18 protein-coding genes, 6 tRNA genes and 1 pseudogene are annotated in these 23,063 nt (G+C 50.5%); 6 read left to right on the forward strand and 19 right to left on the reverse strand.

Annotation, left to right across the window (positions count from 1 at the left end):
- The first annotated feature begins 1 nt into the window (after position 1).
- The gene (locus IE092_RS18430) at positions 2–340 is read left to right on the forward strand and encodes a winged helix-turn-helix transcriptional regulator (protein ID WP_189359149.1); all 339 of its coding nucleotides are present in this window, start codon (positions 2–4) and stop codon (positions 338–340) included.
- A 514-nt stretch (positions 341–854) separates the two neighbouring features.
- On the opposite strand, the gene IE092_RS18435 is transcribed toward IE092_RS18430, so the two are convergent.
- The 5 genes from IE092_RS18435 to gltX all read right to left on the reverse strand — a co-directional run bounded on the left by IE092_RS18435 (position 855) and on the right by gltX (position 2,736).
- Positions 855–930, reverse strand: a tRNA-Glu gene (locus IE092_RS18435).
- Between the two features lie 39 nt (positions 931–969).
- Positions 970–1,045, reverse strand: a tRNA-Glu gene (locus IE092_RS18440).
- 54 nt (positions 1,046–1,099) lie between these two features.
- Positions 1,100–1,175 (reverse strand) — tRNA-Glu (locus IE092_RS18445).
- A gap of 21 nt (positions 1,176–1,196) precedes the next feature.
- A tRNA-Ala gene (locus IE092_RS18450) sits at positions 1,197–1,272 on the reverse strand.
- A 75-nt stretch (positions 1,273–1,347) separates the two neighbouring features.
- Positions 1,348–2,736: a glutamate--tRNA ligase gene (gene gltX / locus IE092_RS18455; RefSeq protein ID WP_189359150.1), complete on the reverse strand. Its 1,389-nt coding sequence runs from the start codon at positions 2,734–2,736 to the stop codon at positions 1,348–1,350.
- A 165-nt stretch (positions 2,737–2,901) separates the two neighbouring features.
- Between gltX and IE092_RS18460 the strand changes: the two genes are divergently transcribed.
- From IE092_RS18460 to IE092_RS18470, 3 genes are all read left to right on the forward strand, one after another.
- Positions 2,902–3,849 carry a pseudouridine synthase gene (locus IE092_RS18460; protein WP_189359152.1) on the forward strand — a complete coding sequence of 316 codons (948 nt, stop codon included), beginning with the start codon at positions 2,902–2,904 and terminating at the stop codon, positions 3,847–3,849.
- An 18-nt stretch (positions 3,850–3,867) separates the two neighbouring features.
- Positions 3,868–3,944, forward strand: a tRNA-Pro gene (locus IE092_RS18465).
- Positions 3,945–4,006: 62 nt separating this feature from the next.
- Positions 4,007–4,083, forward strand: a tRNA-Pro gene (locus IE092_RS18470).
- Between the two features lie 197 nt (positions 4,084–4,280).
- Here IE092_RS18470 and IE092_RS18475 read toward each other — a convergent pair.
- The 13 genes from IE092_RS18475 to pilV all read right to left on the reverse strand — a co-directional run bounded on the left by IE092_RS18475 (position 4,281) and on the right by pilV (position 19,928).
- A complete protein-coding gene (locus IE092_RS18475) occupies positions 4,281–5,249 on the reverse strand; it encodes a glycosyltransferase family 2 protein (protein ID WP_189359154.1) in 969 nt (322 codons plus the stop codon).
- An 87-nt stretch (positions 5,250–5,336) separates the two neighbouring features.
- Positions 5,337–6,212: a glycosyltransferase family 2 protein gene (locus tag IE092_RS18480; protein WP_189359156.1), complete on the reverse strand. Its 876-nt coding sequence runs from the start codon at positions 6,210–6,212 to the stop codon at positions 5,337–5,339.
- 189 nt (positions 6,213–6,401) lie between these two features.
- Positions 6,402–7,493 (reverse strand): bifunctional diaminohydroxyphosphoribosylaminopyrimidine deaminase/5-amino-6-(5-phosphoribosylamino)uracil reductase RibD, encoded by a 1,092-nt coding sequence (ribD, locus tag IE092_RS18485; RefSeq protein ID WP_373295343.1) that lies wholly within the window; start codon positions 7,491–7,493, stop codon positions 6,402–6,404.
- Positions 7,490–8,581, reverse strand: coding sequence for an iron-sulfur cluster carrier protein ApbC (gene apbC / locus IE092_RS18490; protein ID WP_189359160.1), 1,092 nt, complete (start codon positions 8,579–8,581; stop codon positions 7,490–7,492). The genes ribD and apbC overlap by 4 nt, the downstream gene beginning before the upstream one ends.
- Before the next feature lie 279 nt (positions 8,582–8,860).
- Positions 8,861–10,087, reverse strand: coding sequence for a flippase (locus IE092_RS18495; RefSeq protein ID WP_189359162.1), 1,227 nt, complete (start codon positions 10,085–10,087; stop codon positions 8,861–8,863).
- A gap of 114 nt (positions 10,088–10,201) precedes the next feature.
- Positions 10,202–11,653 (reverse strand): mannose-1-phosphate guanylyltransferase/mannose-6-phosphate isomerase, encoded by a 1,452-nt coding sequence (locus IE092_RS18500; RefSeq protein WP_308427158.1) that lies wholly within the window; start codon positions 11,651–11,653, stop codon positions 10,202–10,204.
- A 10-nt stretch (positions 11,654–11,663) separates the two neighbouring features.
- Positions 11,664–12,401 (reverse strand): isoprenyl transferase, encoded by a 738-nt coding sequence (locus IE092_RS18505; protein ID WP_189359165.1) that lies wholly within the window; start codon positions 12,399–12,401, stop codon positions 11,664–11,666.
- A gap of 305 nt (positions 12,402–12,706) precedes the next feature.
- On the reverse strand, positions 12,707–13,264 hold the full coding sequence (locus IE092_RS18510; RefSeq protein WP_189359166.1) for a GspH/FimT family pseudopilin: 558 nt from the start codon (positions 13,262–13,264) through the stop codon (positions 12,707–12,709).
- 4 nt (positions 13,265–13,268) lie between these two features.
- Positions 13,269–13,724: a type IV pilin protein gene (locus IE092_RS18515; protein WP_189359167.1), complete on the reverse strand. Its 456-nt coding sequence runs from the start codon at positions 13,722–13,724 to the stop codon at positions 13,269–13,271.
- 18 nt (positions 13,725–13,742) lie between these two features.
- The gene (locus IE092_RS18520) at positions 13,743–17,690 is read right to left on the reverse strand and encodes a pilus assembly protein (RefSeq protein ID WP_189359169.1); all 3,948 of its coding nucleotides are present in this window, start codon (positions 17,688–17,690) and stop codon (positions 13,743–13,745) included.
- Positions 17,687–18,307 (reverse strand): pilus assembly PilX family protein, encoded by a 621-nt coding sequence (locus IE092_RS18525; protein ID WP_189359171.1) that lies wholly within the window; start codon positions 18,305–18,307, stop codon positions 17,687–17,689. Before IE092_RS18525 ends, IE092_RS18520 begins: the two co-directional genes overlap by 4 nt.
- Before the next feature lie 23 nt (positions 18,308–18,330).
- Complete coding sequence (locus IE092_RS18530) at positions 18,331–19,350, reverse strand: PilW family protein (RefSeq protein ID WP_229793266.1); 1,020 nt, start codon at positions 19,348–19,350, stop codon at positions 18,331–18,333.
- Positions 19,351–19,358: 8 nt separating this feature from the next.
- Positions 19,359–19,928: a type IV pilus modification protein PilV gene (pilV, locus tag IE092_RS18535; RefSeq protein WP_189359173.1), complete on the reverse strand. Its 570-nt coding sequence runs from the start codon at positions 19,926–19,928 to the stop codon at positions 19,359–19,361.
- 375 nt (positions 19,929–20,303) lie between these two features.
- Between pilV and IE092_RS18540 the strand changes: the two genes are divergently transcribed.
- Entirely contained in the window at positions 20,304–20,585 is a 282-nt protein-coding gene (locus IE092_RS18540; protein WP_189359183.1) for a transposase, read from the forward strand.
- A 221-nt stretch (positions 20,586–20,806) separates the two neighbouring features.
- Here the strand turns inward: IE092_RS18540 and IE092_RS18545 are convergent, their stop codons facing one another.
- Complete coding sequence (locus IE092_RS18545; RefSeq protein WP_189359175.1) at positions 20,807–21,850, reverse strand: IS110 family RNA-guided transposase; 1,044 nt, start codon at positions 21,848–21,850, stop codon at positions 20,807–20,809.
- A 63-nt stretch (positions 21,851–21,913) separates the two neighbouring features.
- Here IE092_RS18545 and IE092_RS18550 point away from each other — a divergent pair.
- A pseudogene (locus IE092_RS18550) lies at positions 21,914–22,822 on the forward strand (IS3 family transposase); the annotation flags it as partial.
- Positions 22,823–23,063 lie beyond the last annotated feature (241 nt).

The following is a 23,063-nucleotide window of genomic DNA, read 5'->3' on the forward strand; positions in this document are numbered from 1 at the left end:
AATGAATACTCCACTACCAAAGAAAAAAGTCAGAGGATCCAACTCAGGTATCGCGCTGATGGCTGTTTTCGATCTGCTCGGCAGAAAATGGACGATGCGCATTTTGTGGGAATTACGTGCCGGCCCCCAGAGTTTCAGAGCACTGCAAGACCGATGCGATGGCATGTCGCCTTCGGTCCTGAATGACAGAATTAAGCATTTATCCGTCGCAAAACTGATTTACTCCTCGCCAGACGGTTATCAGCTCAGCGCACTGGGCAACTCCTTGATGATAACCCTCGATCCGTTGCGCGACTGGGCTGATGAATGGGAAGGCGCACTGAACGATCAGACTGAGTAAGTCGCGTAAGCACCTTCTCCCCCAAACCTGCCCCGGAATTGCTTTAAATGCGGTGTTCAGCACAGCACCCCGGCGGTCGTCGGCGAAAAGTCCGGGCCTTCAAAAATGCCGGATGCGGATTCCTGCATCATCTTTGGATCTCTCAACTGTTCGCTGCAACCCTGACTGCGCAAGCCGGAATATCTCTGGATCTCAGGAAAAGTAGTCTGATAAAAAAGAAATCTCAGTCAATATCTGATGCCTGATAACTGATAAAAGACAGAAGACTGATGGGCAGATCGCTGATGGCGTAAAGCGCAGCGGTGTTGCGTGCGATATTCCGCGCAACAAACCACCCGCAGCTGCAAGTAAGTCACACAGAAACCTTCAGGATCAGGTTGTGCTCTTTCGCCGGATCAGCGCGATGCCGGATACCAGACTGAACCGACAAGGTTCTGCCGGTCTCTGCAGACATCAGGCGAAAAATCAGCAAGAGAAAAGCAAAAAGCCTGCAACAAGTGCAGGCTTTTTTATTTGGCGTCCCCAAGGGGATTCGAACCCCTGTACCCACCGTGAAAGGGTGGTGTCCTAGGCCTCTAGACGATGGGGACAGAACGTCTGTCCGACTAAGTATAACAAACGCTTTTTACTGGCGTCCCCAAGGGGATTCGAACCCCTGTACCCACCGTGAAAGGGTGGTGTCCTAGGCCTCTAGACGATGGGGACATAAAATCTGTCCGTTACTACTGACCTATAAAATCCTGAATCTGACCACTTAAATGGCGTCCCCAAGGGGATTCGAACCCCTGTACCCACCGTGAAAGGGTGGTGTCCTAGGCCTCTAGACGATGGGGACTCAGGACTTACTCTATTCTGTTGGTGGAGGTAAGCGGGATCGAACCGCTGACCTCTTGCATGCCATGCAAGCGCTCTCCCAGCTGAGCTATACCCCCGTGCAGAACAGAAACGAGATTATAGAGACCAAACGCTGTTTTGTAAAGTCCTGCGCCTGCAGATCTCAGCAGTTCTTAATACGCAGTCAGACGCGCCAGAACGCATTCACGACCAAACAATGCAATCACCGCATCGATCGACGGCGTTTGCAGCTGACCAGTCAGCAGCAAGCGCATCGGCATCGCCAGTTGTGGCATTTTCAGCGAATGCGCTGCCAGTACCGCCTTCATTGCAGCTGAAATTGCCGCCTTATCCCACTCGACGGTACGCAGTGCTTCCACATACGCCGCAAGCGCCGGTTTAATCGCATCGGTCAGGTGCTGGTTCAGCAATTCTGCTTCTGCCGCCGGTGTGCGGTAGAACAGCATCGCCGCATCTGCCAGCTCCACCAGCGTGTTAGTACGGTCTTTCAGTAATGCGATGACTTGCGCCAGATCCGGCGCGCCATCGAACTGCGCACCTGCCGCCAGCATACGCGGACGAATCAGATCCGCCAGACGTGCATTGTCCGCTGCCTTGATGTAATGGTTATTCACCCAGTCCAGTTTTTCAGGGTTGAATTGCGATGCCGAGCCGGACAAATGCGTCATATCGAACCAGCTGCACATTTGCTCCATCGAGAAAATCTCGTCGTCGCCGTGACTCCAGCCCAGACGCGCCAGATAATTCAGCATCGCTTCCGGCAGATAACCTTTATCGGCGTAATCCATGACGCTGACCGCATTACGACGCTTGGACAGTTTCTGACCATCCGGACCCAGAATCATCGGTACGTGACCATACAGCGGTAATTTTGCACCCAGCGCATTCAGAATATTCAGCTGACGCGGTGTGTTGTTGACGTGATCATCGCCGCGCAGCACATGGGTGATTTCCATATCCCAGTCATCAATCGCCACGCAGAAGTTATAGGTTGGCGTGCCATCAGGACGCGCAATCACCAGGTCATCCAGCTCGCGGTTACTGATCGTGATCGGGCCTTTAACCAGATCATTCCAGGTCACATCACCATCCAGCGGATTTTTAAAGCGGATCACCGGTTTGCGGTCTGCAGGCACCGGTGGCAGCACCTTGCCTTCTTCCGGACGCCATGTGCCGTCATAGCGCGGTTTTTCACCAGCAGCACGCTGACGCTCACGCATCGCTTCTACTTCTTCCGGGGAAGAATAACAGTAGTAAGCCTGACCTTTTTCCAGCATCTGCGCCAGCACTTCGCGATAGCGATCCATGCGCTGCATCTGGTAAAACGGACCTTCGTCATGCTGCAAACCCAGCCAGTTCATACCATCCAGAATCGCCTGCACCGCTTCCGGCGTGGAACGTTCCAGATCGGTATCTTCAATACGCAAAACGAAAGTGCCGCCAAAATGACGCGCAAGCGCCCAGCTGAACAGGGCAGTACGGGCGCCACCAATGTGCAGATAACCGGTGGGACTAGGAGCAAAACGGGTACGAACTGTCATATCTGTGAAGACGGCAGCCAGTTTCCTGCTGCCGCAAAAGTATCAATGAAAGCTGCCATTTTACCGCGTTCGATCAGCGCATACCACGACAACACAGCCGTGCGGCAACGATGAACTGGCGCGCCGTGTTAACATCGGCACCGGTTCCGAATTCTGACTGATCGTATGCAAGCCCTGCCCGCCCCGCTTCCCGACCGTGACGGTGTTTCCCCCAGTTATATCTGGATTCCGGAAATTGCCCCGCTGCCCCTGCACCAGTTTCTGGCACAACAGTTTCCTGACGTTCCGGCCAGCATCTGGCAAGAACGACTGGCGAAGCAGGAAGTCGCCACCCAAACCGGCGAGAAACTACAGGCCGGCAGCATCGTGCGGCGCGGAATGTGCATTTTCTACTACCGCGAAGTTCCAGCCGAGCCACGTATTCCGTTTGAGGAGCAGATTCTGTTTCAGGATGAACACTTACTGGTCGCCGATAAACCGCATTTTCTGCCGGTCACACCGGGCGGCCAGTACCTGCGCGAAACCCTGCTGGTCAGACTGAAGCAGCGCACCGGACTCAGCCAGCTCACACCTTTACACCGGCTGGACCGCGAAACCGCCGGCGTGATCCTGTTTTCCGTTAATCCGGCTACGCGCGGCAAATATCAGGCGATGTTTCAGGCGAAAACCATGCAAAAGACTTACCACGCGGTCGCCCGCCATCTTCCAGCACTGGAAACACCCTGCACACGCCGCAGCCGCATCACAGAAAGCCCGCGTTTTTTTGTTATGGAAGAAACTGAAGGCGAGCCAAACAGCGAGACGCATTTGCGGGTTCTGCGTCATGAAGGCGAATGGGCCTTATACGAACTGTCACCGGTAACCGGAAAACGCCATCAGCTCAGAGTACACATGAATGCACTGGGCTGCCCGATTCTGCATGACACCTTCTACCCGACCGCCCTGCCCGCAGGCAGCGACGATTTTGCGAAGCCGCTGCAATTGCTGGCGAAAACCATACGCTTTACCGATCCGCTGAATGGTGATTTACGCGAATTTCATTCAGATCAGCAACTTTTTCTGCCGCAGCAAAATGCAGAAAACACAGCAACTATTGACATCAACCCCCTATAGGGATATTATTTCGGTCTTCGGAGTGTAGCGCAGCCCGGTAGCGCATCTGCTTTGGGAGCAGAGGGTCCAAGGTTCGAATCCTTGTACTCCGACCAGAATACCTGCTTAGTCATAAGCAATAACTGAATGTGAAAACAAACGGTGAATGACAGTTTTTCGGAGTGTAGCGCAGCCCGGTAGCGCATCTGCTTTGGGAGCAGAGGGTCCAAGGTTCGAATCCTTGTACTCCGACCAGAATAAGACCTCATTGTTCGCAATGAGGTCTTTTTTCTTTTTCCGGCAATAGTTCGCAGTTTGCACACTTTTTTGCCTTTAGATCTGTTCCAGCCGATCGGATTACCAGCGATCCGGCAATCAGTCCGGTACAGTCTTTCCCAAATAAAAAGCCATCATATTTTCACATGATGGCTTTGTCACTCGGTGCTAAGCACTCAGCTTCGCGTACGCGACAATGTCAGCGCCAGCAAATACAAAATCACTTTCTTTGCGCGCGTTCTGTGTTCAATCTTATGACACATCAATCCGCGCAAACGCTCCAGTCTTGATAAACGGCGAAACGATGCCAAAAACTTGACGGCCTCGGCACATCGCTCCGGCACGACCGGGAAATGCGCAAGAAATGCATTTGCCTGAACTTCAGCCTGACCAAGTCGCTTCCCGGCCAGTTGATACTGACTTAGCGGCGAGAACAAAAATGCCCCATAACGCTTGCTCGGCGCGCCAACCTGATTATTTTCATGCTGACGGTATAGCATCGTTGGTCGCTCAATATGCGCCACCTGACCAAAGGTACTAGCCACGAGCAAAAACCACCAGTCATGCATGGAGGCTTCCACTGGCACAGGCATCGCCAGTTCAAGCAATTTACGGTTCATAATCATGGTACAACCCGGTGCAACATTCGCGAGAAAAATATGCTTCGGGTAATGGTAGCTGTCAGGGATGAGTCGCTGCGCGGCAAAAAATGAAGGCGCTGTTACCTTTAACTGACTATCTGTCACATGCAGATCAGTAAAAACCAGTAACGGGCAATCCTTGCCGTATTTCTGTTCAAGCTCAAGCAGCTTTTGCAGCGATGACGTCATTTTTTCGGGTAGCCAGACATCATCCTGATCACTCAGCATGACGTAATCAGCGCTGCATTGCTGAATTGCATGATTGAAATTATGAATAACGCCGCGCTGACTGTTCGGAAAATACCGGACATTCGAATGCTCTGATGAAAGCGCTTTCACCACTGCCGCAGTCTGATCGGAAGACAGATTGTCTGATACATTGATATTTCCCAGCTCGAAGGTCACATCACCAGCCTGACGGTTGCAATGCAGAATCGATCGTATTTGTTCTGCGATAAAGGCTTCGCCATTATACGAAGCGAGTGCTACATCTATTTTCAGCATAAAAATGTTTACTGTTTTTTTCAGATTCCTGAACAGGAATGCCCTTATGTGTGAAGAACAAATCGCTCTCACACAGCATGCGCCAACTCAGAAGCGCCCGTTATACTTACCCATACGCCCGAGCAAGCCGTCACGAATACCGGACAAGATTGCCGTCACCTTCTTTTTCCTGTCCTCTTCACCAATCAGCATTTTCAGCGTTTCTTTGCACATATCGGCTGCACATCGGAAAACCAGTGCGGGATCAAACCAGATATTTTCTTTAAAAAAGACAATACGGTTTCTGCTCATATAGTAAAACCGCAGTGGCGAATAATTCGTACAACTGAAGGCTTTACCAAACAGTGTTTTACGTGTCGCATTACCAAGCTGATGGTTAAAACTGATTCTGTGTGTTTCGATGAGTAAATAACCAAGTTTGCGCAAACGCAGCGATAAATCAAAATCCACATAATCGATAAAGAACTCATCGCGGAAGTAGCCAGCCTGCTTTACGGCATCGACTCTGATCAGATTGCCGGACGTAATCAGCAACTTTACCGGCCCGCCGGACCTTGTATCTGCAAAGCGGTGACTCGCGCTCACGAAAGGCGTACCGATGGAGACAGCACGATCACCATAGGCCCGTACATCTTCCGTCAGCACAGCAACATAATGATCCGGTAGCACGCTGTCCTGATCCATTGTCAGCACCCAGTCAGCACCCAGTTGCTCAGCAAACCTGATACCCGCGCTAAGCGCAAAGGCAATCCCCTGATTTCCTTGATTCCACAGATAATGAACTTGCTCACGCCCGGCAAACAATTGCCTGACACTTTCCGCCTGCGTGGCATCATCTGAATTATCCACAACGACAATTTCAGCAACTTGCGGCGCCAGTGCCTGAAAATTCCGCATTAAGAGTTCTGGATTGGGCCGGTAAGTGACAATCACGGCAACGATTTTTTGATTAGGGGCAGACATCTTGATCGGACGATTGAATATCCCGCTATTGTCGCAGAATCGCCGCGGCTTGCGGGAACAGCAAATTACCGTGCTGGCGGGATTACTGCTGAATGCTTAAGACATGAAAAAAGCAGATCGCCGATCTGCTTTGATAAGAGGCAGCCATCCGTTCAATGGCGCACAATATGCTCCGCTACGGCGCAGGACTTAGCGGCAGCGCAGCCTGATATCCGGTCCAATCTGTGCAAGCTCCGTGATCTGCCATACTCGCGCCTGACTCACATGCTGCATTTCCGGCAGCGCCAGCACGCCAGCGCCCGCCCCCAGAAATTTAGGAGCCATGTACAACAGGATTTCATTGACCAGTCCTGCATCTACCAGCGCACCGGACAGTGCAGCACCGGCTTCCACATGCACTTCATTGCATTGCTGTTTTCCCAGTGCCCGTACCACAGCCGCCAAATCCACTTTTCCTTCCGGATCTGGCATCAGAAAAGTCTGCACACCGGCATCCTGCAATGCAAGTCGCTGTGCATTATCGGATGCGCCGATGACCGTCAGCGCAGCACCCTGTGTCACATGAGAGTTCAGCGGCGTGCGGAAGGCCGAGTCAATCACCCATTTCGGTGGCTGACGAGGGATATCGGTGCCACGCACATTCAGTTGCGGATTATCTGCCAGCACTGTGCCGATTCCGGTCAGTATGACATCTGCACGCGCCCGCCAGCGGTGCCCGTCTTCGCGTGCGTCCGGTCCGGTAATCCACTGACTTTGTCCGTTCGGCAAGGCGGTTCGGCCATCCAGACTGGCTGCCATTTTTAAGCGCACCCAGGGCAAACCGGTTTCCATACGATGAAAGAAACCGATATTCATTTCCCTGACCTGCTGCGCCAGCGCAGGATCCGGTTCAGCCAGTACCTCGATACCGGCTTCACGCAAAATCGCAAAGCCTTTGCCGGATACCAGCGGATTTGCATCACCGGCAGCCGCGACAACCCGCGCAATTCCGGCATCACGTAACCCGAATGCGCAAGGCGGTGTGCGGCCGAAATGACTGCAAGGCTCCAGCGAAACATAGGCAGTCGCTCCGCGCACATCGTGTCCACGCTGCTGCGCATCACGCAATGCCTGTACTTCAGCGTGTGCTTGTCCCACCGGCTGCGTCCACCCTTCTCCCAGAATCTGGTTGTCGCGAATAATCACGCAACCGACACGGGGATTCGGCGAGGTTTCGATACCGGCACGCTCAGACAATTGCACAGCATGACGCAGCCAGCGTTGATCCTGTTCTTTCATCAGGTATTCTGCACGGTGATGGTCGGGAATTTGAGTGACATGTCTTTCGCTTTTTGCGCAACACGCACAGCAACTTTGCGGGCGATGGCTTTATAAATTGCGGCGACCTGACCATCCGGTTCAGCGGCAACCGTCGGTTTGCCAGAGTCTGCCTGCTCACGGATCTGCAGATTCAGCGGCAGCGAGCCGAGGAAGTCTGCACCGAAGTCTGCGCACATTTTTTCTGCACCACCCTGCCCAAAAATATGTTCCGCATGGCCACAATTGCTGCAGATATGCATGCTCATATTCTCTACCACACCGAGGATAGGAATATCGACTTTCTCAAACATGCGCAAGCCTTTACGCGCATCCAGCAATGCCACATCCTGCGGTGTCGTTACGATTACGGCGCCCGTGACCGGTACTTTTTGCGACAGTGTCAGTTGCACATCGCCGGTACCCGGTGGCATATCAATAATCAGATAATCCAGATTGCGCCAGTTCGTTTGCGTCAGCAATTGCTGCAAGGCTTGCTGCACCAGCGGGCCACGCCAGACCATAGGTTCATCCGGATCAATCATAAAGCCGATCGACGACACCTGAATACCATGGTTTTCCATTGGCTCCATGGTTTTGCCGTCAGTCGTTTCAGGCTGGCCGCTGATACCCATCATCATTGGTTGTGAAGGACCGTAAATGTCCGCATCCAGCAAACCAACCGTTGCGCCTTCAGCAGCCAGCGCCAGTGCCAGATTCGCTGCTGTCGTCGATTTGCCTACGCCGCCCTTACCGGACGCGACAGCAATAATATTCTTCACATTCGGCATAACTTTCACGCCACGCTGCACCGCGTGCGCAACCACTTCAAATGTCATCTGCACATCGACTTTACCTGCATCAGGCAATGCCGCCAGTACGCTACGGATTTGTTCGGATAAAGGTGCGAGCTGACTGTTTGCCGGATAACCCAGCACGATACGGACGCTGATATCACCCTCGGCTGTCACGCTGATCTGGCGGACATTTTTTGCGGATACGTAATCAGTTCCGGTATTCGGATCAATCTGGGCGGAAAGGGTCTGGCGGATTAAGTCTTCTGTGATTCTCATGCGGTTCTCCATCGAATCCCGCAAGTCTAACGTAAATTAGCCTTTCCGGCTCCGGACTGCCTGCACAGATCACAATAATGGCAGGTGTTGCACTTCCCGGGCATCACCCGCAGTCAGCCGAAAACTGCCCGGAAACGGTAAAAACCGACTGAAATGACGAAACAGGCAAAGAAAAACAAGGACGTCCGCGAAAACGCTGGCGCTCCGGGGTGCCTGTTTTTCCAAATCTGCACAATGGCACAACATGGACAAGCCGGCTGTGAGCCAGTTCTCACCGGGTCAGTACAGGGGAATGCGTTTCTTTTTCGCCAGCAACAGCATCGCCAGCGTGATGCCCCCTTCAGTGATAAAAAGACTGAGTACCAGCCCCGCCGCGCCCCACTCATGTGTCATCCACGCGGCATAAAGCAAATGCAGAGGGCCGGCAAAAATATAGATTTTGCTCAGAGCGCGGCTCTCACCGCAGGCCAGCAGGCGCCATTGCGACAGAATTGTTGCAACTGCAATCACCAGCGGTAAAAAGGCCAGCGAACGCAAATACCATGCAGCCTCCGCAAAACCGGCGCCAAGGTAATAGCGGGCAATCAGCTCCGCGCCGAAATACATCACCAGCCCGCCCGCCAGCTGCAACAGCAGCATGACTGCCGTCCCCATCTGCATCAGCTTTCGCAGGCGGACAGGGTCGGGTTGTTGCGCCAGCAGCGAAAACTTCGGAAACAAGGCAGCAGCGACCGGCTGAATAAATCCCTGTGCCGCCGAACGGATTTTGTCGCTGGCGTTGAAATAACTGACTTGTTGCGGCGTGCTGAAGCCATTCAGCAGCAACACATTCATGGTCGTGTAAAAACTGGTGGCCATACCGCCAATAAAGGCAGCCCAGCCTTCGCTTAACTGATACCGGATCGCGGCCAGATCGACACGATGCCATACTGCCAGTCGGTGCTTGCGCACATACGCTAATCCGAATACAGCTCCGATCGCCGCAGGGCTGTTAACAATCAGTGCGGCGAGCACCGCCTGATCCGGTCTGGTCACCAGCAACAGCAAAACCGGCAATGGTAAAAATCGGGATATCGCTGTCATCAGTGCCAGATGCTTCATTCTCTCCAGCCCCTGCAACAGCCACATCGGAAACAAAGCATTACCCAGAATGCCGATCATACATGCGAGCGTAATCACAGGATTCAGCCGCAGCGCCGGAATCGTCAGCGTCAGCAGCATGCAGATCAGCATACTCCCTGCCGCAAGCAGCAATTTCGCTGACATGGTCGCTGAGTAAATACGCGATACCTGCTGCTGATCATCTCTTGCAAACACAATCTGACGCGTCGCGGTGATCGTAAATCCGTAATCCGTCACCAGCACAAAATACTGCACAAAGGCTTGTGCCGCGACCATGGCTGCAAAGTCGGCAACCGGCAGCAGGCGTGTCAGATATGGCAGCATCAGCAACGGTGCCAGATAAATTGCACCCTGCACGATGACCAGATAAATGATGTTTCTCAATTCAGACTATTTCCCGAAAAAGTGCGTATTTAACAAATTCTGCAACGCCAGACAGAAAAAAGCCTCCTGAGCAGGAGGCCTTACCAGGTTTCTGACTCTGATCACCACACGCGTTTATTTTGCGCGGCCATACGTGTCTTCAAACCGGACGATATCATCTTCGCCAAGATAGCTACCGGACTGCACTTCTATAATTTCCAGCGGGATGGTACCGGGATTACGCAAGCGGTGCTTCATCCCCAGCGGAATATACGTCGACTGGTTTTCGGTAAATAAGGACACCTGTTCGCCGCAAGTAATTTCCGCAGTCCCTTTCACCACAATCCAGTGCTCTGCACGATGATGATGCATCTGCAGACTCAGACTCGCGCCCGGTTTCACCATGATGCGCTTAACCTTAAAGCGGCTATCCTCATCCACCGACAAATACCAGCCCCACGGGCGGTGCACCTGACGTTGTGTTACGGCTTCTGGCCGCTGCTGTTGCTGCAGAATACTGACCACATCTTTCACAGACTGACTTTTTTCCAGCGGGGCAACCAGTACCGCGTCAGGCGTCTCCACGACCACCATATCGCGCAAACCGACGACTGCCAGCAAACGACCGGTGGAATACAACAAAGAACCGGTTGTATCATGTGCAATCACATCACCGTAACATACATTCTGGTGTTTATCCTGCACACCGGTCTGCCAGACGGCATTCCAAGCACCCAGATCGCTCCAGCCTGCATTCAGCGGCACAACGCCGATCGTATATCCCGATGCAGCGCAGGGCTCAATCACGGCATAGTCAATCGACTCAGACGGGCACTGACTGAACAAGACCGCGTCCGGGCGCAAAAAGCAACCATCCTGCGTATGCTCCTGCCATGCATTTTTCACAGCATCAGCGATGTCAGGACGGAAGCGTTGCAAAGCGTCATGCCAAACACTGGCACGTACCATAAACATACCGCTGTTCCACAGATAAAGTCCGCTTTTTACGTACGATTCCGCCGTCGCCAAATCCGGCTTCTCAACAAACTGACTGACTTTGTACGCTGCCTGCATGCCATTTTGCGTCTGTTCGTCAAAACGGATGTAACCAAAACCGGTTTCAGGCCGGTCTGGCTGAATGCCCAGCGTCATGATGGAAAACTGATCTGCAGCAGAGATGGCCGCCTGAACAGCGGCCTGAAAAGCAGCCAGATCGGGGATTTGCTGATCTGCCGGCACGGCAAAGCAAAGCGGGTCATGTTCACGCTCTGCAGCGCGCAGAGTCGCCAGCGTCAATGCGGGTGCGGTGTTTCGTCCGGCTGGCTCGGGGATGATATCAAAGCGCACCACACCGATGGCTTTTAACTGATCCTGAATAATGAACCGGTGCTCTTCGTTTGCAACGATGACTGGGTCTGCAATACTGACACCTTCCATGCGGATCGCCAGCAAGCGCTTTACCGCGTGCTGAAACAAACTGAATGTTCCGTCAAAACTCAGAAATTGCTTTGGAAACCCGGCACGGGAAAGTGGCCAGAGCCGCGTTCCCGATCCACCTGACAAAATCACAGGAACTACGGCCCTCACAATACTCTCCTCAGGATGCTTTTACTTGTTCACTGGTTTTGCCAAAACGGCGTTCCCGTTTCTGGAAGGATGCAATCGCCTCATCCAGTGCATCGCCGTCGAAGTCCGGCCAGTAAGTTTCTGTGAAATAAAACTCAGAGTACGCTGCCTGCCACAGCAGGAAATTGGAAATACGTGCTTCCCCGCCAGTGCGTATCAGCATATCCGGATCCGGCGCATATGCCATCGCCAGACGGCTCGATAACAACTCTTCAGTGATATCTTCGGGGCGGTAACCTTCATTCATCAGGCGACGACAAGCATTCGCCATATCCCAGCGACCACCGTAATTGGCGCAAATTGTTAAGGTCAGGCCATTATTTGATGCTGTCTGAGACTCAGCAAGCTCCACCAGCGCTTGCAGATCTTTATCAAAGCGCGATAAGTCACCAATCACTTTCAGACGAATATTGTTCTCATTCATCTTGCGGATTTCATTGACCAGCACTTTGCGAAACAGTTGCATCAGCAAAGAAACTTCTTCTTCCGGACGTTTCCAGTTTTCTGAACTGAACGCAAACAAGGTCAGATACTGCACACCACGATTAACACAGGCTTCCACAACACGATGAACAGATTTCACACCTTTGGCATGACCGGCAAAACGCGGCAGAAAGCGTTTTGTTGCCCATCGCCCGTTTCCATCCATAATGATCGCGATGTGCTTAGGCACCGAAACCTCGCCTGCTTTTTTTAATTTTTCAATCATAATCTCTGTTTCAATTTCGTCCTGTTCCGGAATACACTTCACAGAACGGGGCACATACCATTGCAGTAGTGCCGATTGCCATCTGCCTGTCAGTTAAACGTGTCTATATTAGGGATTCTGTATGACAATGCAACGAAAAACCTCCTTCGTATTGCATTTACATGCCAAAACCCGACAACAACGTTTGCTTGAATTTAAAAACAACAACATTTTGCACAATATGGTCACACATGCCATTTTGATGACAAATTGGTTATTTTTTCAACAAGACGAAATTCTACCAGAAAAGGTAGTGAAAACAGGACTTAACCACCGGATGCTGTTGCATCACAGGTTAAATCTTTATCCGGATCACACATCCTGGCACGCCCGAGGAAGTTGACCTTAATTCTGCGGGTCATATTCACCGCTGTAAAACTGACCGTCCCAGCCTGCGGCTGAAAGACACTTGCTTTGGTACGACTGCGGCCATTACCTGTATAGGATATGTACGGCGCAGTAGCATCGGTAAAAGCGCTGGCTACTGCCAGCGTCGCAGGCAGCGCGTCATGCGTCATGATAATTTGTTCTCCGCTGTCACGACGCAGATTATTGTTTGCATCCAGAAAAATCGTCCAGCCGGACTTCCAGTCAGCACCGTCAGCCGCCGCCATCGTTACCTGATCCCCACGCTTAATGGCTTCTGCGCGCGTCAGATTCACCGCTGCATAGAACTCCAGTGCAGCAGCCTGCATTTGCTGCCGATTGATGAAATCACGGTAAGCGGGCATGGCGAGTGCCATAAGAATGCCGGTAATCGCCACAACGATCATCAGTTCCACCATCGAAAAGCCGCGCTCGCGCATATGATTTACCCTGTTCATCGCATTACCAGCACAATTCTTTCGAACCCGAACTGCTGCTATAGCCTTTGATGCCTGTACTGGTCAGTGTCAGGTTACCGCAAACAGGATCTGTATAGCCGGAGATAACATTGGCCGTCCCCGGTGTCGCGGTCAGCATCACGCAATTCTGAATCGTATCGCCGGTACAAGCCTCACCTTTAATCTCGTAATAACTAGTACCGGCAGAATCACCGGAAAACCAGTTAAATTTCTTTTCAGCGGCATCCGTCGAAGACTGAGAGAACACAATATAAGAATTATTTTGCGTAAAGTACTGCTCCTGCTGCTGCATTAAGCGCATCAATGCCGTCTTGGCCTGTGCGCGATTTGACTTTCGTACGCTGTCACGGTACGACGGAAATGCAAACGCAGCCAGAATCGAGATCACCACCAAAACGATCATCAGCTCGATCATCGTGAACCCCAATTGCTTTTTCATCTTTTTATCCTTTTTATATCAGGTACCTGTTGTGCTGTTCATCGTCTTTTTCAACTCCTGCCAGTTGCGAATCTCCTGCCAGCTGATACGACCTGCACGTGTAACAGCATCAGCTGCGGACGAATTTTCACTAGTTGCACCGGAAGAATTGCCTGTACCAGCAGTTCTGACTGAAATCTTGGTGGTAATTTTACGAGCACCGGTACTGTTTCTGCTCGCTGCGCTGGTGCTGATATTGATAACGATCGGAGAAGTCAGCAAGCCGATTGTCGACAAGGTACCCGTCACATCTGAATTTAATCCAGTAAGAACATCAACGGCATATTTACGCCCGCTACCGCCGGAACATGGGTCATTACTCAGAATCAGCGTATTAAAGAACAGATAGTTGCCAGCCAGTGCGCTCGTCAGTGTATGGTGAACGCGCTCGCCAGTCGTTTGCGAATTATAAAAGTCCATATACCAGCCTTTTTTCGTACCCGTCCCCACACCGTAGGTGAAATTAGCACCGGAAATCTGGAAACCATTGCCGGAAGTTGTCGGTGTTCTGGCCTCCAGCTCTGAACGACTGGCAACCGCATCGGCATCATATGTCGTATCGAGAATCGCATAATACGAATTGGTAATGTAATTCGCAGGCGTTGCATCAAAACTCTCAAGATATTTGCCGGTACCAAACAACAGAATATATCCGCCACCCGGCGCAAAAACAATTTGCGGCTGAACTGTAATTGGCTGAGTTACGCCGCCCGAAGTCTTCGCAGTAAAGACTGGTTTGGTTGACGTTGTCGCCGTACTGAGGTTGCCGGAGGTAAAATCAAAACGCCACATATTCCCCTGCAAATCACCGGCATATGCGTACGAAACTGCACCATTCGGACCATACACAACATTCGGCGCACCGAGACCATTTTTCTTCGTAGCATCCTTAATTGGTGTTACCAGCTTAAAATAATTACTACCCAGCACCCAGGGGTCGGACGATCTCTTATCCAGTGACAACAAAAACAGGGCTTGTGCGCCGGTTGACGTTGCATCAGAGTCATAGTTATTGTATCCGCTGGAAATAACGACGAAATTGGTAAATTGCGGATTCGCCGTAGTACCACCCGTTCTGAATTTTGCAATCAATGGTGGCGCGACAACATAGCCCATATCTTTATCGATTTTTTCGTTGAACTCCCAAAGAGCACCAAGCCCACCGGAGAAATTATCAGGATTCGTCACATCCAGAGCGAAAACACCTTTTGCGCCCGGACCAAATCCCGAGACCAGCAATGTTTTCCATGCGCCACGAACCTGCGCTTCACGAACAGAAATACGTCCGTCTACAAATGACTGGTGGCTATAGTACGGATCCGTCAGATTGGAAATTTTCGACAAAAGAGTGTTCGGCACGTATGCAAACAACTCTGTACCGCTGTCTGCATCGAATGCATGCAGCATTCCGTCATTTGCACCGACATACACTGCTTTCTTACGGTTTTTGTTGGCTTCGTAAAAAGTAGAGTAACCATTACCCGAAACATTTTTCGCCGGAGCACCATAATAAACTGGTGCGCTGTTGACAATATCACCCAGAACGCTGTCTCGTGGGCGGAACTTTCCTTGCGCAACTCCGTTGGCGTCTTTTGTAATTTCCTGAGTCCGGTCACCACGGAGATAAGCAATACGATCTGCGGCAAAATTATCAAGCGTTCCGGTGTGCGGGTCTGTGTTCAGTGCAGTCTGATGTGCGGAACTGAAGTTCGCACCACCGGACCAGCTAAACGGCAGCAGACTCAAAGATCCGTCAGTGGAAATTTTTGACGTATAAATCTTACGGTCGTTCGGCAACGGGCTTGGAGCCGCTTGTTTCACCGGGTCGCCAGTCAGGATTACGCCGGCATCCCAGATTGTTGGAGGATTCGCAATTGTCGCCGACTGTTTGCGCAGACTGCCCGACCATTTATCCGATCGGAACCCGGGTTCGTAGACAAACGGATTATCGCTGGCACTGGTAGAGCTGATACCTACACCGGCAACCGTACCGCCTGCCGAAGTCACGTTCTGAAAAATGGCTGTAATAGCAGCAATCATTTTCTTTGGATTGCTGGCCAGGAAGAAATTATCCGGATCGGTGTTATTACCGGCAGCCCATTCCTTATTGTTCGCGATCACGGTCTTACCATCTGCATCAAAGGTTTTGAAAGGATTACCATCCAGATTTAAGTCACCAAAGCCACCGTATTTTGCTGTTAAATACAGTTGCGATAAACGAGGGGCGGTTGCACTCCGAGTAGCATTATCAATCGAGCCATTGCCATTTTCGTCTACGTCAATTGTGAACGTTTTTACTCTGACAGGTTTGTCAAAACGGATGTCATTCACATGCGCCCAGTAAGCTGCACCAGCCATATAGAAAGTTGCACTACCACCAGATCCGGTACCGACTGTGGCCATATTTGCCAGACTTGCAACCGGGGCAGAGTTACCAGACGCACTACTCGACTCCATATCTGCAATTGTTTGAGTTGCAGCCTTCACGTCAAATGCTGGCCATTGCGACGTCGCCGCCTCTGCTGCACGTAAGGCACGCCCAGCACCTGTGCGCGCAGTACCCGGGATAAAGGTATCCTGGTGAGTATTCGCATCACCAATAGCGATAATATAATTTTTCTGACATGAGGCCTCGATAGGATCAGTCCAGTTCTGGATTACCTGGAAATTATCCTGCATCGCCGTGGTCATGCCGGATGTCGCGTTACTGGTTGGCGCCTTTCCTTGCAGATAGCGAATACTTTCATAAAAAAGCTCACTCAGCGGATCGTAGGATTTATAAACACCTGCTGTCCCGGTTCGTCCGAATTTATTGAGATAGTTGATAACACCGCTGTTACCAGTACTATCTCCCTCTGGATTAACTACATAAACCCCGGTACTTTCATTCCACTCAGGACGATCATTTACCTCCTCAACAAAACCGTTAGAAGCACGATATTGCTTATTACCAACATACTTTAAAGGAGCACGCAGGACGCCGCCGTAACGGGTGTTTACGTTATCCATCAGATATCCGAACGCACCGTAACGTACACTATTCTGATTGCGCTGCATCTGCCCTACCGGTTTGTAATTACCGTTTGGATATTGCAAGCACAAGTCGGTACGGGTCTTATTTTCTTTACTATCACATACCTGTACTCGGACAAGAAATTCGCCGAGTACACGATCAGTTGAAACGTCCAGCCAACTGTCAGACGTCGCATTATTGGTCGGATATGTCCTTTGTGTACCGCAGTTACCTGTCTTATTTACATCCGTAAATAAAATTTTATTATCACAATTTAATACATACAGTGTCGTGACGTTATAAGGTGTTACAGCACTCGGCGCACTCATTGTTGCGGATGACGTCACAACCTTACGCGGGAAGTAACCACCGGAGTTATAGAAACCACTGTATAAAAATGCACGTTGCAGCACTGTTTGTGTCGCAGTATCAACAATCCTGTCACCACCGGTGAGCGCAAGGCGCAGCATATCGATAGCGGATGAGGAAGCCCAGTTCAGAAAGTTTCCACTAAAAGAATCACCGCCACACTCATAATTTGCATCAGTATCTTTATAAATATAAAAATACCCATTGCTCATATCCGAAACACTGACCGTTTTGGCTGTGATGGCATTACCGTTTTTATCCTTTGTGAACGTTTTAAAAGTGCCATTCAGATAACATTTCTTGGTATTGAAGTAACCGATGTATTCAACCTGCTTGTTATAGTCATTCGAATTTGTATAAGCCGCCTTAACAGTCGGGAATTCAACGGACAAATCGAGCAACAAATTTGGTCGAACATTACCGCCCCCCGAATACAAAGGTGTCGTTGCAAGATTTACTGTCGGTGGCGCCGCAAAAGCAGATAAATGCAAAGCCCCTAGCAGGCCAACAACAATACCGGAAGTTCGTTTAAAAATTTTCTTCATGACCGTTCCGCTTTTCTGTAAAAGGACTGCAGCACAACCTGAGTATCAGAGTTCGCGCCAAATCCGATAGCAGTGATACGAAATATATATTTTGTTTGTTCGTCGGCTTTGCGACCTGCTTCCAGATCTTGCACCGCCTCAATAATGTAGCGTGGCAGTTTTGCCGGAAAAGATCCTTTCCCGGTAACCATTGTCTGTCCGGTAAATCTACCGAATTTCACTGAGGGCGAGCTCGAATCATCAGACGCGATATTTGCGATAAACCACACTGGCGTTTGACCAGCCAGTGAAGGCAGGCATAATCCCTGATAAACGTTTCCGTCACCGCTGGCACAGCCTGCCTCGAAATAAAGATTTGAGGTCGGATCAAATAAATTTGCACGTCCGTTTGCCAGTGCAACCTGCGGATCAATATCCATTTCGGCATCTTTCAATGCCGCTTCGGCAGCCATCAGCGCGATCTGACGATCGCGATCACTGCGCGATGCTTTTTCACCCTGAAGAGACACTGTCGCAAGAGCGATGCTCAATATCAGCACGACGATCAGCATCATTAAAGAAACGATCAGAGCTGCACCATCTTGCCGACGCAATAATACAAAAGTCGGTTTCATCATGTTTTTCACTGTTTTACCATTCATCAGGGAGGTGGAACACAAGTTCCGCGAGTACTGTCGACATAGCAGAGATTCCGAACCTGGACCGTCGCTGCATAAACCTTTCTGATCCGATTCAGCGTCTGAGCAGGTAACTGTGACTCCTGAATCGTCGTTCCTTTATCGTTTCCACCGTTTACGCTTGCATAGTCCGAACCGAACAAATCGTATTTTGAAGATGTCGTATCAGTACGGGCATTCTGGCTCCCCCTCACAAGCATAGCGATCTTAACGGTCGAGATTTTTTTCCAAAAAGTTTTACGGTTCAGATCCTGCGCCCTCTCCTGAGCATTCGTTCCGGAAAGAACAATCCCGGCATCCAGTGCATTTAACGCTGTTGCATTCAGATACTGATTGACCGTTCCGTCTGGCGGATCACTACGATCAATACCGTACAAGACCTGAAACGACTCCACACCTTTCACAATCGACTGCGCACTCCACTTTCCGGATACAGGGTTGTAATACTTACAGAGCAACTCCGGCTCACCGTTGGCGTCGTTAGCAACATAGTAAATACTCCACCCGCGATCCTGATCAGCTGTACTGGGAGAAGTTGGAGCAGGCACGGGAAAACCTGCACAGTTTGTAACAATCCCGTCTCCAGCACCTGTTCCTGAGCCAAAAAAACGTACCGCGAGTACATCACTGAAATTCACCGCTGTTCCAAGCGGGGTTGAGATATCCGTCGAAGTCGCCGAAACGCTGTTCGCGTCTAATCCAGCAATATCAGCGCTTGCTGTCGATGGTGTGATTTGAGGAGAGTTATTGAAGTCGTAGTTAACGTAACCGGCCTGCCGAATAGATGCCGCAATGTTGTCCAGCGCAAACCGCGCAGTATCCTGAGTTTCTTTTCCTTCAGTTTGCGCCTGGAATAAGGTCTTGGTTGACGCAACCAGACCTGTTGCTGACAAAACCACCAGGAGGCCAATTGCAATTGACACCAGCAATTCAACAATCGTCACACCTCGCTGAGTATGACTTTTTAAAATAGGACTTATCATTTCGTCACTCATTGAACATATGACTCAACCGTAATGGCCACTCCCGGGGGGGCAGAAGTACCGGAAAGAACGAAGCTACCGTCTGGATTCTTACTTTTCCAACCAATTTTGATCGTAATTCCCGCTTTAGTATCTGCGGTACACGTCCATGTGAGCATTTTTTTTGTACTGTCGAAAGGAGCTGAATCACGACAAACCACCACACGCCCCTCCGGAAGAGCCTCGCGCATACGCATAAGCCATTCGTAGATCTCGGCATTTGCCAGTGCAGTTGCATCACAGCTGGCAGATGCTGTGTAACACAAGGCTGGCTTTGTCGGAGCAGGGTCCGTTGCCTTGTTGTAGCTAATTTTTAAAAAAGGATTTTGAGCATCAGTCAGCCGCATCTGTGCATCATTTGCCCGCATCTTATCTGCAAGCTCATTAGCCAACGCTACAGCGGTAGACTGGTATCCACTTTGCTGTGAAGTACGAATCGCGGCAAGTTGCAAGCCCGCCGCGCCAACGATACCCATCGCCACAACGAATACCGCAATCAGCACTTCAATCAGTGAAAATCCATGAGATCGATTCTTCATAGCTGCTTACATTTTCCCAAGGTCAACAGATACAGTTTAATTCAACTGACTGTGCCTTTTTTAGCCACTTGTCAGATGTTTTTTACCACTCATCTTATCGAGGTCATTAAATGACAATGAGATTCAAACATTAATTTCAAAATGGAAATATTTTAATCAAAAATTAGCACACTCCAAACAAGAGTACTATTTTTACAACAACGATCTAGGAAGAATCTCTCACTTATCTTTTAGCAAATGTTTTCTGCAAATACACTTAAACACGGAAGCCAATAAGGGTGTAGTGGCATACTGAATTTGGCCACCTGATTAGAGGTGTTATGCTGCACCTCGTAAGCAATTAGGTGACATGATGAATAAAAAAACACGACCAACATCAGTCCTGAATTCCGTCTCGAATGTGCGCAGCTTTTACTGAATCAGGGCTATTCTGTTGCCAAAGCCGCTCAAGCAATGAATGTGGGCAAATCGACCATGGATAAATGGGTTCGGCAACTACGTAAAGAGAATGCTAGCGTAACGCCCAAAGCGACACCGATGGCGCCGGACCAACTCAGAATTCGTGAATTAGAAAAACGTCTGAAGCAGGTCGAGCTTGAGAAAGAAATATTAAAAAATGTATGGTCTGCCCCGGATTTGCAAGCATGTTTTTGTTGAGTTCAGACAAACGTTTTGCGTCAATGTATCCGGCCTATGTTTGGAAATGACTATTTCCTGGCCTTGATGGAATCCGCACGCACCTTTCCTCATAAAGCGTGCAGTCATTGAAGACTGCTTTTTTAGTCAGGCTTAAAGTACGTCGGTCAACGGTTCTGTCATCAACAATTACGGCTCGCAAAAACCAGAAGGTGTTACTACGGTACTGCAATGGTGCTTCGTTATGCGTTTATAGATTCATACGGGAATGGTCGATAGTTTTCGCCACCAGTAAGGACTTTCCAGCATATCCATACGATCTTGTTTGCCAATGCAATCAACGCAACGTGGGGATGGCTACGCCTCTCAATCTCATGAAGCCACTGCTCCATTCGCGACTGATCGCGCTTCATATGGCTCATAAGCGCTCGCGCGCCTTGAATCACCAGCATTCGCAGATATCCGTTGCCACGCTTGCTGATACTGCCAAGATTGGATTTGCCGCCAGTCGAATATTGCCGTGGAACCAAGCCTAGCCAGGCTGCCATATCCCGGGCCTTACCGAATGCCTGGCCATTACCTACGGCAGCGATCAGTGCACTTGACACAATAGGCCCCACACCCGGCACTGTTGAAACAAGCCGGCATAATTCTGACTCCTTGGCGATTTGATGGATTTCAACAGAGGCAATGTCAATCTCATCATCCAACGCCAGCCAGCGTTGTCGCGATCTGTAGAGCAGTTGTCGCATTCTGGGAGACAGAGCATTGTCAACGGCCTCAAGAATACGAGGCAATGCTCGTGCGAATAACGCACGCCCTACAGGAATAACAATGCCATGTTCGAGAAGTAACGCACGCATCTGATTCACGAGCGCAGTGCGTTCCACAATCAGTCGCTGACGTACCCGATGCATTGCTTGCATCTCCAGCTGGTCGGTCGTCTTCAACGGCACGGTGCGCATTGTGCCTCGGCTGGCGGCTTCAGCGATTGCTTCAGCATCATTGAAATCGTTCTTGTTGGATTTCAGATAAGGTTTAACGAACTGCGCCGGAATTACGCGAACAGTGTGGCCGGCGTTCTGAAATTTGCGCCCCCAATATTGCGAACCAGGACTGGACTCCATGACAACGATGCATGTTGACGCAGTTGTCGCAAATTCGGCAAGTTGAGTGCGATTGAGTTTCTTACGTAACAGCGGCTTGCCTTTCTCATCCATGCCAACTAAGTGAAACCAGTTCTTGCCAAGATCAATGCCAATAATGTGAATCGCTTGTGTGCTCATAATGACCTCCCGTAAAAACCTCAGTATGCCGATTATCAGCAGGTGGGGCAGACCATTCCATTAGGCTACTGCTCTCTTGATGTCGGACTCGCTGAACAATTTAAGATAATTGCTCAGCTCAAAGAGAGCTACGCTGTGGCACAGTTGTGCCGTACGTTTGAAGTCCACCGAAGCAGCTTTAAAGCCTGGAAACGCACTAAGCCAATCAGGCCAGAGCAGGTGCAACGTTTAAGTAAAGTGCGCGAATTGTTTAACGCCAGCAATGGTTCTGCAGGCTCACGCAGTATTGCCACGATGGCCAGTGCGCAAGGCATCCAGATGAGTCGCTATCTGGCAGCCAAGTACATGAAGCAGCTAGGGTTTACGAGTTGCCAGCAGCCAAGTCATGCGTACAAAAAGACTGCGCGTGAGCACACTGAAGTGCCGATTTTGTTGGCGCGCCAGTTTGCAGTCGTTCAACCCAATCAGGTTTGGTGCGGCAATGTAACGTATATCTGGGTAGGTAATCGTTGGGCGTATCTGGCGGTGGTGATGGATTTATTCGCCAGAAAGCCGATTGGCTGGGCCATGTCGCTCTCGCCCGATAGTGATTTAACCTGCAAAGCGCTCGTTCATGCATTTGAAAGCAGAGGTCGACCTGACGGAGTGATGTGCCATTCTGATCAGGGCAGCCATTACAGCAGCGTCAAGTTCAGGCAATTATTATGGCGATGCCAAATTCAGCAAAGCATGAGTCGACGAGGTAATTGCTGGGACAATAGCCCGATGGAGCGTTTCTTCAGGAGTTTGAAAACAGAATGGGTGCCAGAGGTTGGCTACAACTCATTTGCGCAAGCTGAGCGGGAAATACTGAATTACATGCTGGGCTACTACAGCCAGCTCAGGCCGCATCACCATAATGGTGGTTTGGCACCCAACGAGGCAGAGCGCAATTATAGGCTTGGCTATAATGATGTGGCCAAAATTAGTTGACCGCTACACTGCCTGTGCAGTTATCCGCATGCGCCCTTTGCGGAGAGCCGGACATTCTGCCGTGGAGCGGGGAGCTGGTATGCATGAATCAGCATTTGGCTCTTAAAACATAAACCCGGCGGCAGCCGGGTTTGTTTTTGTCTTTCCGGTTTTGTGTTGTTTGTGCTTTTTGCTTAGTTCTTGTTCTTTTTCCGCTTTCGCACTTTTGGCGCGCACAAAGCAAAACCCCCGCCTCATTCGA

The sequence above is a fragment of the Cognatundibacterium squillarum genome, assembly GCF_014652435.1.
Lineage (GTDB): Bacteria > Pseudomonadota > Gammaproteobacteria > Burkholderiales > Burkholderiaceae_D > Undibacterium > Undibacterium squillarum.

What these genes read in the sequence shown, in the direction of transcription:
- IE092_RS18515 (WP_189359167.1), bottom strand. Translation starts at nt 13,724, where the DNA reads ATGAAAAAGCAATTGGGGTTCACGATGATCGAGCTGATGATCGTTTTG.
- IE092_RS18520 (WP_189359169.1), bottom strand. Translation starts at nt 17,690, where the DNA reads ATGAAGAAAATTTTTAAACGAACTTCCGGTATTGTTGTTGGCCTGCTA.
- pilV (WP_189359173.1), bottom strand. Translation starts at nt 19,928, where the DNA reads ATGAAGAATCGATCTCATGGATTTTCACTGATTGAAGTGCTGATTGCG.
- IE092_RS18530 (WP_229793266.1), bottom strand. Translation starts at nt 19,350, where the DNA reads ATGATAAGTCCTATTTTAAAAAGTCATACTCAGCGAGGTGTGACGATT.
- IE092_RS18475 (WP_189359154.1), bottom strand. Translation starts at nt 5,249, where the DNA reads ATGCTGAAAATAGATGTAGCACTCGCTTCGTATAATGGCGAAGCCTTT.
- apbC (WP_189359160.1), bottom strand. Translation starts at nt 8,581, where the DNA reads ATGAGAATCACAGAAGACTTAATCCGCCAGACCCTTTCCGCCCAGATT.
- IE092_RS18510 (WP_189359166.1), bottom strand. Translation starts at nt 13,264, where the DNA reads ATGAACAGGGTAAATCATATGCGCGAGCGCGGCTTTTCGATGGTGGAA.
- IE092_RS18545 (WP_189359175.1), bottom strand. Translation starts at nt 21,850, where the DNA reads ATGAGCACACAAGCGATTCACATTATTGGCATTGATCTTGGCAAGAAC.
- IE092_RS18430 (WP_189359149.1), top strand. Translation starts at nt 2, where the DNA reads ATGAATACTCCACTACCAAAGAAAAAAGTCAGAGGATCCAACTCAGGT.
- IE092_RS18525 (WP_189359171.1), bottom strand. Translation starts at nt 18,307, where the DNA reads ATGATGAAACCGACTTTTGTATTATTGCGTCGGCAAGATGGTGCAGCT.
- IE092_RS18505 (WP_189359165.1), bottom strand. Translation starts at nt 12,401, where the DNA reads ATGATTGAAAAATTAAAAAAAGCAGGCGAGGTTTCGGTGCCTAAGCAC.
- gltX (WP_189359150.1), bottom strand. Translation starts at nt 2,736, where the DNA reads ATGACAGTTCGTACCCGTTTTGCTCCTAGTCCCACCGGTTATCTGCAC.
- IE092_RS18460 (WP_189359152.1), top strand. Translation starts at nt 2,902, where the DNA reads ATGCAAGCCCTGCCCGCCCCGCTTCCCGACCGTGACGGTGTTTCCCCC.
- IE092_RS18480 (WP_189359156.1), bottom strand. Translation starts at nt 6,212, where the DNA reads ATGTCTGCCCCTAATCAAAAAATCGTTGCCGTGATTGTCACTTACCGG.